This window comes from Rummeliibacillus sp. JY-2-4R (assembly GCF_053847205.1).
In genome coordinates this window covers 2,675,862-2,688,900 of the sequence record NZ_CM132623.1, presented here as the reverse complement: position 1 = coordinate 2,688,900, position 13,039 = coordinate 2,675,862, and the positions used below count along the sequence as shown (strand labels likewise).

At 35.3% G+C, this 13,039-nt stretch carries 13 protein-coding genes; 11 read left to right on the top strand and 2 right to left on the bottom strand.

The annotated features are described in order from the left end of the window. The first annotated feature begins 4 nt into the window (after nucleotides 1-4). Both ACWV26_RS13180 and ACWV26_RS13175 read left to right on the top strand, forming a co-directional pair. Complete coding sequence (locus tag ACWV26_RS13180) at nucleotides 5-958, top strand: cation diffusion facilitator family transporter (RefSeq protein ID WP_455895191.1); 954 nt, start codon at nucleotides 5-7, stop codon at nucleotides 956-958. A 271-nt stretch (nucleotides 959-1,229) separates the two neighbouring features. Next, the gene (locus tag ACWV26_RS13175; RefSeq protein WP_455895190.1) at nucleotides 1,230-1,937 is read left to right on the top strand and encodes a class I SAM-dependent methyltransferase; all 708 of its coding nucleotides are present in this window, start codon (nucleotides 1,230-1,232) and stop codon (nucleotides 1,935-1,937) included. Here ACWV26_RS13175 and ACWV26_RS13170 read toward each other — a convergent pair. Beyond that, nucleotides 1,934-2,776, bottom strand: coding sequence for a DUF2268 domain-containing protein (locus ACWV26_RS13170; protein ID WP_455895189.1), 843 nt, complete (start codon nucleotides 2,774-2,776; stop codon nucleotides 1,934-1,936). The two genes, ACWV26_RS13175 and ACWV26_RS13170, sit on opposite strands and share 4 nt — an antisense overlap. A gap of 180 nt (nucleotides 2,777-2,956) precedes the next feature. Between ACWV26_RS13170 and ACWV26_RS13165 the strand changes: the two genes are divergently transcribed. The 9 genes from ACWV26_RS13165 (at nucleotide 2,957) to ACWV26_RS13125 (ending at nucleotide 11,509) form a co-directional block, all read left to right on the top strand. After that, entirely contained in the window at nucleotides 2,957-3,247 is a 291-nt protein-coding gene (locus tag ACWV26_RS13165) for a hypothetical protein (protein WP_455895188.1), read from the top strand. 297 nt (nucleotides 3,248-3,544) lie between these two features. Next, complete coding sequence (locus tag ACWV26_RS13160) at nucleotides 3,545-4,129, top strand: TetR/AcrR family transcriptional regulator (protein WP_455895187.1); 585 nt, start codon at nucleotides 3,545-3,547, stop codon at nucleotides 4,127-4,129. A 33-nt stretch (nucleotides 4,130-4,162) separates the two neighbouring features. Next, the gene (locus tag ACWV26_RS13155; RefSeq protein WP_455895186.1) at nucleotides 4,163-5,659 is read left to right on the top strand and encodes a class I adenylate-forming enzyme family protein; all 1,497 of its coding nucleotides are present in this window, start codon (nucleotides 4,163-4,165) and stop codon (nucleotides 5,657-5,659) included. Nucleotides 5,660-5,760: 101 nt separating this feature from the next. Continuing rightward, nucleotides 5,761-6,912, top strand: a complete 1,152-nt coding sequence (locus tag ACWV26_RS13150) for an acyl-CoA dehydrogenase family protein (RefSeq protein WP_455898255.1) — start codon at nucleotides 5,761-5,763, stop codon at nucleotides 6,910-6,912. An 18-nt stretch (nucleotides 6,913-6,930) separates the two neighbouring features. Next, nucleotides 6,931-7,911: an NADPH:quinone oxidoreductase family protein gene (locus tag ACWV26_RS13145; RefSeq protein ID WP_455895185.1), complete on the top strand. Its 981-nt coding sequence runs from the start codon at nucleotides 6,931-6,933 to the stop codon at nucleotides 7,909-7,911. Nucleotides 7,912-7,931: 20 nt separating this feature from the next. Beyond that, the gene (locus tag ACWV26_RS13140) at nucleotides 7,932-8,711 is read left to right on the top strand and encodes an enoyl-CoA hydratase/isomerase family protein (RefSeq protein ID WP_455895184.1); all 780 of its coding nucleotides are present in this window, start codon (nucleotides 7,932-7,934) and stop codon (nucleotides 8,709-8,711) included. 40 nt (nucleotides 8,712-8,751) lie between these two features. Then, the gene (locus ACWV26_RS13135; RefSeq protein WP_455895183.1) at nucleotides 8,752-9,480 is read left to right on the top strand and encodes a 2-phosphosulfolactate phosphatase; all 729 of its coding nucleotides are present in this window, start codon (nucleotides 8,752-8,754) and stop codon (nucleotides 9,478-9,480) included. Between the two features lie 44 nt (nucleotides 9,481-9,524). Beyond that, a complete protein-coding gene (locus ACWV26_RS13130; RefSeq protein WP_455895182.1) occupies nucleotides 9,525-10,580 on the top strand; it encodes a phosphotransferase family protein in 1,056 nt (351 codons plus the stop codon). 80 nt (nucleotides 10,581-10,660) lie between these two features. Beyond that, a complete protein-coding gene (locus ACWV26_RS13125) occupies nucleotides 10,661-11,509 on the top strand; it encodes a 3-hydroxyacyl-CoA dehydrogenase family protein (protein WP_455895181.1) in 849 nt (282 codons plus the stop codon). A 108-nt stretch (nucleotides 11,510-11,617) separates the two neighbouring features. On the opposite strand, the gene ACWV26_RS13120 is transcribed toward ACWV26_RS13125, so the two are convergent. Beyond that, nucleotides 11,618-13,000 carry a glycine--tRNA ligase gene (locus ACWV26_RS13120; protein ID WP_455895180.1) on the bottom strand — a complete coding sequence of 461 codons (1,383 nt, stop codon included), beginning with the start codon at nucleotides 12,998-13,000 and terminating at the stop codon, nucleotides 11,618-11,620. Nucleotides 13,001-13,039: the final 39 nt, after the last annotated feature.

The window sequence follows — 13,039 nt, the reverse complement described above, 5'->3', positions numbered from 1 at the left end:
ATGTATGGGACATTCACATGAGGGACATAACCATAATCATACACATGGAGCAAATAAGAAGACATTGCTAATCGCATTTTGTATTATTACACTTTATATGATTGTTGAGGTTATTGGTGGATTATTAACACATAGTTTAGCATTGTTATCAGATGCTGGACATATGGTAAGTGATGCGATTTCCCTTGGAATTGGCGTATTAGCCTTTACCTTTAGTGTAAGGGTAGCAAATTATCGAAATACGTATGGATATAAAAGATTTGAGATATTGGCAGCAGTATTCAATGGTGTGACATTGATCGTAATCGCCGTTTTTATCTTGATTGAAGCAATCAAACGTTTTGCACATCCTCAAGACATATCTTCAAATGGCATGTTATTAATAGCAATCATAGGCCTATTAGTAAACATTCTTGTTGCATGGATTTTATTGCGAGGTGGAGATACCCACGATAACTTGAATATGCGTGCAGCTTTTTTACATGTAATAAGTGATATGCTGGGGTCTGTGGGAGCAATCGTTGCGGCTATCCTCATCATGCTTTTTGGCTGGGAATGGGCAGACCCTTTAGCAAGTATAATCGTTGCCGTTTTAGTACTTAATAGTGGATATCATGTAACAAAGGACTCTATACATGTATTGATGGAGGGAACGCCCTCGAATATAGAATTGGATATGATTATTCAAACTATTCGTCAGACAAAGAGCGTAATCGATCTACATGATTTACACATTTGGAGCATCACGAGTGGGCAAAATGCACTTTCTTGTCATGTAGTTGTGGATGATTCGTTAACATTACAAAATTGCCAAGTAGTACTTCAAGATTTAGAGCATAAGTTACTCCATCTAGGGATTGGTCATATGACTGTGCAGCTTGAAGTAGATTCACATAAACATGTGAATACCGTTTTATGTAAAAATGATGCAGAGCATAATCATCATCACAATCATTAAGAAGACCGGATATATAATAAGACTTAAATCTTAATAAAACAAAACAACTAAAAACACGCAAAACATCCTGACTAAAATTGAACTGCCCCTTAAAAGTTAGATTAATGTCTAACTTTTTTGAGTCAAATCAAATGAATCAGGATGTTTTTTTATTTACAACCAAGTGTTGCTTAAATTCTTTTTAATATTAATCATAGCTAGGTTTCGTACACTTCCGACATTTTCATACCTACATATGATAGTACTATCAAATTTGAAAAGAGGGAGCCAAGTGGCAAATCGATATATTGAATTACTTGCTCAATTTGGAATAGGAGGTGCTCATCCTGGCGGATTTCCTTTAACGCAATCCATATTTGAAGAAATAGCAATCTTACCATCTCAAAAGGTGCTAGATATAGGCTGTGGTACTGGTCAGACAGCTGCGTTTTTAGCTGAGCATTTTAAATGTGATGTCACGGTAATTGATAATAACTATACGATGATCGAAAAAGCAACAAGAAGATTTAAAAAGAAGGGACTTCAAATTAATACCATTTTAGGTGATGTACAAAATATGGACTTTGGAGAGAATGCGTTTGATTTTGTCATCTCAGAGTCTGTCATCTCATTTACGAATATCTCAAAGACATTAAATGAAGTAGAAAGAGTTTTAAAAAAGGATGGAACTTTCATCCTGATTGAAATGACTGCAGAACATAACACCCCTAAAAAGGTGAGAAAAAAGGTAAGCAAACTCTATGAGATTCAAGAAATTTTAAATGAAAATGAGTGGATCACAAAATTACAACAAGTAGGTTTTAAGAATATAAATAAAATAAGTAATCAAACTCTAATAATCCCAAGTGATTTAGTTGATATGGACGCAAGCGAAATAATTTCTATGGATTTGTACAATTTGTGGGAAAAACACAACAAATTCATAGAAAAATACGGAGAGTTTATTAAATTTAGGGTTTTAAAATGTTCTAAAACTTAATCGTATTTTAATGGGAATTTTGATCCCTTTATTAATGTATCTGCTGACTTAGTGTACAATTCATTATTTTTGAATGGACCATTATTTTCTTGATAGGTATTAACAATTTGATACCCGATATAATATCCTATCCATTTAGGAAAGGGGCTCCCTTTTTGACCATATAAAAAAGGTTGATGATTTTTTAAATCTCTAACATTCAATGAGGGTAAGAAATATTCTTTCCAAATGTTAATGGCATAATCCATTTGATATAAATTTGTCCATGGGGCCAATAACTTTTCACCATACAAATCTTTTACTGCGTATTCACCAAGCCCTTCAATAATGATGGAGTCCTTTAAAGGTGTTCTTTCAGGAGCAAGATTTAACAAATTAAGCCGACAAACATGGTTATATTCATGGGCTAGCATTGCCTTTACTTCTGTCTTTCCAATTTCAGGAGACAAAAATAAAAAAAGGGCATTTTTATAGGCCACTCCATTCTTCCGCTCTTTCCTAAATCCAAATACCCCCTTTTTAATTGGAAAAATATAGATAGGTACATTGGGGCCACTCCATAATTTTTGTAAATATTGATATTCACTTTCCACTATACTCCAAACTTTTTGTTTTTCCATTTCATTTACAATCGTTTCTATTTTAAACCACTCAAATGGTTCGAATAATCCATGGCTCAATAGTTCTTGTTGCATCAATTGAGGATGAACCGTTGGAAATGCTTTTTTTAATGGATTACAAAGGATTTCACATTGTATGGAGGCATAATCCAAAATAGATTTCTCCTTGCATTGTTTAACCAATTCATAAAGCCATTTTTGTGTTTGGACTACTGACAATTATCTCATCCTTTTTTTGCTTTTTTAGTATCATATGTAAAGACGAATGTATTGTTTTTAAAATAATCAAGAATCAAAAATGTATAAATATAGCCCTTTGTCCAATCAGCATCATTCCTTACCCCATATAATACAAGGCGCATACTTGTATGTGAAAAAAATTAGGGAGGAGGGAAATAAATGAATCCGTCTGATGTTTATAATTTATGTAACCAATATCAAGGCAGAATGGTAAGAATTAAATGTAGAGATGGCAACGTTCATGTAGGTCAAATTACAAGAGTAAGTCGTGATATGGTCTGGATTCGCCCTCAAGGAAACATGGGGGGATATGGTTTAGGCTATTATGGATATGGAGGATATGGAGGTTTCGGTCGACCATTCTTCGGATTCCCTAGAAGAGGATTTGGTATCGGAATTGCAATTGGTACAATTATTGGAATTGGTTTAGCTTCAGCATTTTTCTGGTAACAATAGCAGGTAATTGAAGGTATAAACAGCGTCTCTGTTTTTACAAGGGGTGTCTTAAAAGTGTGGAAAAACTTTTAAGACACCTCTTTGTTATTTTAAATAAATAGCTAGCTTTGAAAGCTGTTATTCAAATTTCAAACGGAAATTTCAAAATTTCATTTTAAAGTGAAAAAGTTCATAAAAATCGTCATTTCATCCAGATTCAAAATTCAAACAGAGTAAAAAAAGATGACATACTTCAGAAGCAACATCAATACAATAATAAAAAATTATAAAAAAGAAAGGTGAATCATCTAAATGAAGCTCTCGGAGAAAAAGTTAAAGAAAAAGAAAGAAGAAATCATTCTATCTGCCATAAAAATAGTAAATGAAAAGGGTTACCAAGGTGCAACAATGGAAGAAATTGCTGCAGAGCTTCTTATGACGAAAGGTTCTCTCTATTATTATTTTAAAAACAAAGAAGATTTAATCTTCCAATGTCACATATTGGTATTGGAACAGGCGACTCTAGAACTAGAATCTATATTTAATAAAGAAATATCGAATGAGCAAAAGCTAAAGTTGATGATTACCTCACATATTCAATATGCCATTGAAAAAAAGGAAACATTCAATATGATTATTAAACCGGAAAAGACGTTTCAAGCGGATCAATTAGAACCTATTCTTCAAAAGCGAAATGAATATTCAAGTTGGTTTGATTGCGTAATTGAAGAAGGAATAAAGACAGAGGAATTCAAAATTAAAGAGATGAAAATCGCTCGCATGATTTTGTTAGGAGCAATGAATTGGATTCAACAATGGTACAAACCTAATGGTGATAAGACAATTGAAGAGTTACAAGAGATATATAGCGAGTATTTATTAAAAATAATGAAATAAATTCAATTTAATAAAAGAACAGGGGGATCAATCATGTTAGTTGGAGAAAAATTAGCATTCCATGCAAAACAACATCCGAACAAATTAATTACACAATTTAACGGTAGAAATACAACTTATGCTACTTTTTATGAGCAAGCCAAAAGATTAGCAGGTCATTTCCAGTTAAAAGGATACCAGAAAGAAGATATTATTGCAGTTTACTTGAATAACTCTGACAATTTTCTAGTTTGCTATTATGCCTGTCAATTAGGTGGGTTTAGTTTCATGCCAGTGAATACAAAGCTTGTAGCTCCTGAAGTTGATTATATTTTTACACATTCGGAGGCAAAAGCGTTAATTTATGATACTGAATTGAAATCCATTCTAAATGAAGTGCCGGATGCATACACAAGATTTGAGGATTATCTGCAAGTGGGTGGTAATAATACGTTGGAAGCTGTATTAGCAGATCAATCTATTCCATTTATGCTTGAGAAAATAGATGATGATACAACAACGGTAGTTTTCTATACTTCTGGTACAACTGGTAAGCCTAAAGGGGTTATGCTGACGGCTGGAAATGTAGTGGCCACTGCAGAAATTTGGGGTGAATCGTTGGAATTGAACGCAGAAGATCGAATGCAAATTGTCACCCCATTATTCCACTGTGCAGCCAGTCATGTATTTTGTATACCGGTAATCTATGCGGGGGGAACAATGGTCATTGAAGAGGCATTCTCTCCTGAAAAAACAATGAATACGTTGGAACAAGAAAATATCACCATCTTTTTTGGGGTACCAGCAATGTACAGTATTTTATTGAATACGGACAGAATGAAAGATTTACAACTTCCAAATCTGCGTCTCTTTACTTATGGGGCTGCCCCTATGCCATTTGAATTAGTGAAAAAAGTAAAAGCCTTATTCCCAAATGTAGCCGTACAAAATTTATATGGGCAAACAGAAAATTCACCTGCTGCAACATCCCTTAAGGACCATCAAGCACTAGAGAAGATTGGCTCAGTTGGTGCACCACTTCCAAGAACACAAGTACAGGTAGTAGATGAATTTGGTAAACCACTTTCAATTGGTGTGGTAGGAGAAATTGTTGTAAAGGGGCCACAAGTGATGAAAGGTTATTTGAAGAACGAAGAGGCTACAGCTAGAACAATACAAGATGGTTGGCTATTTAGTGGAGATTTGGGAAGATTCGATGAAGATGGATTGCTCTATATTGTCGATCGGAAAAAAGACATGATTATACGGGGGGGAGAAAATGTATACCCATTAGAAGTAGAGGAAGTGCTATATCAAATCCCAGAATTGTTAGAGGCTGCTGTGGTGGGAATCCCTCATGAAATCTACGGGGAGGTTCCAAAAGCATTTGTGGTTGTAAAAGAAGGACAACAACTTTCTGAAGATAAAATTATCGATTACTGTTCCAAATGGTTAGCAAAATATAAACTACCTCACGAAGTTGAATTGATTGGAAGCCTGCCTAGAAATGCAAGTGGGAAAGTATTGAAAAATCATTTACGCAATCAGTGATTAGATAGATATTAAATGACTTCAACTAATAGGGGGAGAAAGAAGTGCTAAAAGAATTATCACAAAATGCATTAACGTTAAAAAACAAATTAATCCAATTCATGGATGAGTATGTATATCCAAACGAAAAAATATATGAAGAACAGTTAAATGAAAGTGTAAATCGTTGGCAAATCCCGCCAATTATTGAGGAATTAAAAGAAAAAGCAAAAGCACAAAACTTATGGAACTTATTTTTGGATGACGAAGAACTAGGACAAGGCTTATCAAATTATGAATATGCTCATCTATGTGAAATAATGGGACGTTCATTAATTGCACCTGAAATTTTCAATTGTAATGCACCAGACACAGGAAATATGGAAGTATTTCTAAAATACGCGACAGATGAACAAAAAGAACAATGGTTAACTCCATTACTTAGTGGGGAAATTCGTTCTTGTTTTTCCATGACAGAAATTGATGTAGCTTCTTCTGATGCAACGAATATTCAAGCAAGCATAGTCCGTGATGGAGATGAGTATGTCATAAATGCGAAAAAGTGGTTTACTTCAGGAGCACTTGACCCTAGATGCAAAATAGCCATTGTAATGGGGAAATCCAATCCAAATGCAGAGAAGCATAAGCAACAATCAATGGTTCTTGTTCCATTAAATACTAAAGGAGTAGAGATAAAAAGACATTTACCAATCTTCGGTTATGATCACGCTCCACATGGACATGCAGAAATACATTATAACAATGTAAGAGTACCTGTTTCGAATATTCTTTTGGGAGAGGGAAGAGGATTCGAAATTGCTCAAGGACGTCTAGGACCAGGAAGAATTCATCATTGTATGCGTGCAATTGGAGCTGCTGAGCGTGCAATCGAGCTACTTTGTCAAAGAGCGAATGATAGGGAAGCATTTGGTACTAAATTAGCAGACAAAGACGTTATTCGTGAAATCATTGCGGAAAGCCGAATTGAAATCGAACAGGCAAGATTACTTACTTTACATGCAGCTCATAAGATGGATTTGGAAGGTGCAAAAGCAGCAAGAAAAGAAATTGCGATGATTAAAGTGGTAGCTCCAAAAGTATCCATTAACGTGATTGATCGTGCAATTCAGGTATTTGGTGGTGCAGGAGTCACAGAGGATTTCCCGCTTGCGGCCCACTACGCAAATGCTCGTACATTGCGAATTGTTGATGGACCTGACCAAGTACATTTACGGGATATTGGAAAATTAGAATTACGTGAACAATTGAAGTAAAGGGGTGGGGCTAAATTTATGAGAGCATGGAATGTCACGGAAATTGGTGAACCACAAGATGTATTAAAGCAAGTGAATTTACCAAAGCCAAAACCGAGTTCTAACGAGGTACTTATTAAAGTGGAAGCAGCTGCCTTAAACTTTTTTGATATCTTGCTATGTCAAGGAAAGTATCAAGAAAGACCTCAATTACCATTTACTCCAGGAGCAGAAATTTCTGGAACTATTGAAGATATAGGCGGAAATGTACTCCTTAAAAAAGGGCAAAGAGTTATTGCGACTCCACAACTTCCTAGTGGAGGGCTTTCTGAGTGGGTTGTTGTAAAAGTTGAAGATGTATTTCCGATACCAGATGAACTCAATTTCGAAGAAGCTGCAGCTTTATTTATCACTTATCAAACAGCCTTTTTTGCGCTGCACAGAACTGCGAGGATTAAACATGGAGATGTATTACTAGTTCATGCTGGTTCTGGAGGAGTAGGATCAGCTGCTATACAGTTAGGGAAAGCAGCAGGTGCAATTGTTATTGCTACAGCTGGTAGTGCTGAAAAAACACGAATTTGCAAAGAATTAGGAGCAGATTTTGTTATCAATTATAGGCAAGATGATTTTGTTCAAATTGTAAAAGAAGTGACGAGTGGAAAAGGAGCGGATATTATTTTTGATCCAGTTGGGGGAGATACCTTTGATCGTTCAAGAAAGTGTATTGCATTTGAAGGCAGAATACTGGTCATTGGTTTTGCAGGTGGCCGTATTGCCGAAGCTCCCACAAATCATGCACTGATTAAGAATTATTCGATTGTAGGCGTTCATTTTGGATTATTTCGCAAATTATTTCCTGAAGAAGTGAAAAAGGCACATCAAGAATTAATGGAATTAAAGAAAAAGAAAGCAATACGTCCATTAATTTTTGAAAAATATGAATTTTCAAAGGTCCCTAATGCACTAGATCTTTTAGCAGAGAGAGCGACTTACGGGAAAATCATCATCAGTACTTAACTTAGGACGGGGGTCACAAATTGACAAGCTTAGTAGAGGTAACTGTTAAAAATAACATTGGACAAATCAAAATGAATCGTCCCAATAAGCTAAATGCACTATCAAAACCACTTGTTGCTGAAATCAGTTTAGCCTTAGATGAATTATCAAAGGATGAGCAGGTTAAAGTAATTATCCTATCGGGCGAGGGGAAATCATTTAGTGCTGGTGGAGATATAGAATCAATAAGTAAGATGGAAAATCCTTATGATGCAATCAATTGGATTGACTATGTATCAGGGCTTTCTCAAAAAATGATGGATTTAGATAAATATATTATTGCAGCGGTGCATGGCTATGCTGCAGGGGCGGGTTTTAGTTTAGCATTAGCTGCAGATTTTATCATTGCAGATTGTGATGCCAAATTTGCTTTGAGTTTTACGAATATTGGACTCATACCAGATTTAGGTTTAATCAAATTATTATCACAACGCGTATCACCTCCGATTGCGAAAGAATGGATTTCCTCAGGAAAAGTAATATCAGCAGAAGAGGCGCTCTCAAAAGGAATTATTAACCGGATTACTACACAACAACCAGTATTAGATGAGGCAAATAAGTTCGCTGAATTTATTGTTAAAGGTCCAGAAGTTAGCAACAAGTATGTAAAATATTTAGTCAACCATGTCAACGAACTTCATAAGGAAGTGGCATTTAAACAAGAAAATATGATTCAAGCAATGTTATTGCAAACTGAAGATCACAAAGAAGGCATTGCTTCATTCTTTGAGAAAAGAGAGCCAAATTTTAAAGGAAGGTAAAAAATAATCTTGTGAAATTTCAATTGAAGGATTCGATAAAATGAGGAAAATACATGTCATTACCCAAAAAGAATCTGTAAATGAAAATCAATTAAATAATTGCACTGCAGTTGTCATTGATGTATTTCTTGCAACTTCTACGATTGCTTTCTTATTAAATAAAAACTATCATCCAATTTATGCAGTAATGGATCAAAATAGTGCATTAGCTGTAGCAAAAGTCCAAAAAGGGCCTTATCTGCTACTAGGAGAAACGAAAGGTGATTGTATTCCAGGTTTTCATTACCCTGATCCATCTAGAATTCTACCTTGCGAAAATCAACAAGCGGCCATTATCTGTTCGACAAATGGAACAAAAGCTATACAAAAGGCTAAGAACGCAAAGAAATTATACATTTCTTCTCTTATAAATGGTCATGCCATTGCTGGAAAACTTTATGATCAAACAGATGATTCCTCAATACTTCTAATTTGTTCTGGAAATGATAATCGATTTTCACTCGAAGACTTTGTAGGCGCAGGACAAATCATAGACTATTTGATGAGTAAAGGGGACTATGCACTTTCTGATTCTTCAAAACTTGCAAGAGAAACATATCAACGATTAAAAGCTGAAAACTTCCAAAAATTATATGACTGTGAAACTGCATTATTACTTCGTTCATTAAGATTTGAAGAATCACTGACGTATGTTATAAATCATTTTGAAAGTATCCATGTAGTACCAGTTTACGATGGCGAAAAAATCATAATAGAAACAAAAGCATGATCAATAACATGCCAGTATCACGCTTGTAGAAAGGAGAGTCGATAATGAGTTTCACAAATCGAAAAACAATTCCATTACAAGATGCAATTAATTGGAAAACAGTAGAGAACTATCTTAGAAACTCTATAAATGAGCTTCCGGTGGGGAAATTGGAGGTTCAAAAGTTTTCTGAAGGATATTCTAATTTAACGTACTTACTTCGTATCAATGGGTGGGAAGGTGTCCTACGACGTCCCCCTTTCGGTAGCGTTCCTCCAAAAGCGCATGATATGGCAAGAGAATTTAGACTATTGGAAAAAATTAATCCTGTATTTTCTCTTGCTCCAAAGCCATATGTCTTTTGTGAAGATCAAGCTATTATGGATAAACACTTCTATGTTATGGAGAAAAAGCAAGGAATCGTGATAGATAGTAAACTGCCAGAGCACTATCAAAATTCGCAATCAACTGGAACGCTTATTTCTCAAAGTGTAATCGAAACGCTTGTACATCTGCAATCCATTGATTATAAAGAGGCCAAATTAGAAAATATGGGGAAACCTGATGGATATTTAGAAAGACAGGTTTATAGTTGGATTAAACGATATCACTTATCAAAAACAGATGATGTTCCATATTTAGAAGAACTTCAAAATTGGTTGACTACAGATATACCAAATAATCCTGAGACAACAATTGTTCATAATGACTTTAAATTGAATAATATGGTATTTGATGCAGAAAACCCTTCCAAAATTGTTGGCGTGCTAGATTGGGAACTTTCTACTATCGGAGATCCATTAAGCGATTTAGGATCCGCTCTTGTTTACTGGGGACAGAAGGATGATCCAGATTTAGGTATCAATATGATTACGAATCAGGATGGATTTTATAGTCGACGTGAATTTATCCAAGAGTATGCGAAACTAAGTCACCGAGATGTTTCGAACATCAATTTTTATTTTACTTTTGGACTGTTCAAATTAGCAGTTATCTTACAACAAATCCATTATCGCTGGAAAATTGGAGCTGTAAATGATGAGCGATTTGGCACCTTAAATAAGGCTGTAACAAATTTAATAGAAATGGCCAATCGTGCTCAATCGAATGAACTATTGTAATGCACTGAATACGTGAAAGTAACCAAGTGCTCTAGAATTTCCTGCTTTGTTTAAAGATATTAATTATAATATGGGGTGTTATGAATATGAAAATTGGTGTGTTAGGCTCTGGAACGATGGGGAATGGGATTGCACAAGTAATGGCAACTGCTGGTTTCAAAGTTGTATTATGCGATAAAAATTTAGGAGCTTTAGAGAGAGCAAAAATTACAATAAATACTAATCTATTAAGAGTGTTTAAAAAGCAAGGGCGGAATATTAATGAAATAAGCGATGTGATGGAGAAAATCACGTTTACTACTGAAATTATTGAAATGAGTGGACAAGATTTAGTGATAGAAGCAGTTCCCGAAAATATTGAAATAAAAAAGAGTGTATTTGCTGAATTAGACGAAATCTGTGATGAAAATACAATAATTGCTTCTAATACTTCTGGTTTAAGCATTACAGAATTGGGGGCAGCGACAAAAAGAGCACACAAAGTAATAGGTATGCATTTCTTTAATCCAGTCCCTGTTATGGAACTAGTAGAAGTCGTTCGGGGATCAAATACTGCAGATTCAACCTATGAATTTGCTATTAAGTTAGTAGAATCTATTGGTAAACAAAGTATTTCAATTTTAGATACTCCATTATTTGTGGTCAACAGAATACTCGTACCAATGATTAATGAAGCTATATTTTTACTTAGTGAAGGCGTAGTTTCTGCGGAAGATATAGATAAAGGGATGAAACTTGGTGCAAGTCATATTATAGGACCTCTTGCACTGGCTGATATGATTGGCTTAGATACATTATTATTTGTTGCCGAAACTTTATATGAGGAAACACAAGATTCCAAGTATCGAGTTCCTCCTTTACTTCGCAAGTATGTGCGAGCAGGGAATTTAGGAAGAAAAAGTGGAAAAGGGTTTTATGAGTATTCTTAATGAAAAATAAAAAAGAGGTGTGACGTTGAAGTCACACCTCTTTAATATGTTGGTGTTAAATGTCTAGTGAAAAGTGGGGAATTATAGATTCGATATTACCTCACAAAATTAAAATGCAAGATGTTTTTCAATATAAGCTTTTACATCAGAAATTGGCATGCGTTCTTGGTCCATAGAATCGCGATGACGTACAGTTACTTGACCATCTTCTACAGAATCAAAGTCGTAAGTAATGCAGAATGGTGTACCAATTTCATCTTGGCGGCGATAGCGTTTACCGATTGATTGTGATTCATCATAATCTACTGGGAATGATTTACGTAATTCAGCCCATACTTCAGATGCTTGATCGCCTAATTTTTTTGAAAGTGGAAGTACTGCTGCTTTGAATGGTGCAAGAGCAGGGTGTAAGTGAAGAACTGTACGAGTATCTCCGCCTTCTAATTCTTCTTCATCATATGCATCACATAAAAATGCAAGAGTAACGCGGTCTGCGCCAAGTGATGGTTCGATGCAGTAAGGAACGTATCGTTCGTTTGTTGCTGGATCAATATAAGTGAAATCCTCACCTGAGTGTTCAGCGTGGCGGTTTAAGTCGAAATCAGTACGTGACGCAATACCCCATAATTCTCCCCAACCAAATGGGAATTTAAATTCGATATCTGTTGTAGCATTTGAATAGTGAGAAAGTTCTTCTGCTTCATGATCGCGAAGACGCATAGAATCTTCATTCATTTTCAAGTTTAATAACCAGTTTTTACAGAATTCTTTCCAGTATGAATGCCATTCAAGTTCCGAACCAGGTTTACAGAAGAATTCTAATTCCATTTGTTCAAATTCACGAGTACGGAAAGTGAAGTTACCTGGTGTGATTTCGTTACGGAATGATTTCCCAATTTGTGCGATACCAAATGGCGTACGTTTACGCATAGAACGTTGAACATTTTTAAAGTTTACGAAAATACCTTGTGCTGTTTCAGGACGTAAGAAAATTTCGTTTGTAGAATCTTCAGTAACACCTTGGAATGTTTTGAACATAAGATTAAACTGACGGATTTCAGTAAAATCTTGTTCACCACAATTTGGACAATGAACATCATATTGTTTTAAAACTTCTGCCATTTTATCAAATGGCATACCATCTACAATAATTTCTTCACCTTTTGCAAGTGCAGCGTCTTCGATTAATTTATCTGCGCGGTGGCGAGATTTACATTTCTTACAGTCAATCATAGGGTCATTAAAATTACCTACATGGCCTGAAGCTACCCAAGTTTTTGGATTCATTAAAATAGCAGCGTCAAGACCTACATTGTATTGTGATTCTTGAACGAATTTTTGCCACCATGCTTTTTTAACATTGTTTTTAAGTTCAACCCCAAGTGGACCATAATCCCAAGTGTTCGCTAAACCTCCATAAATTTCAGAACCTGGGAAGACAAAGCCACGGTGTTTAGCTAAGCTTACTATGCTCTCCATTGTTTTTACCATAAGAATCCCTCCATAAAATGATAAAGCACCCGTCTCCGG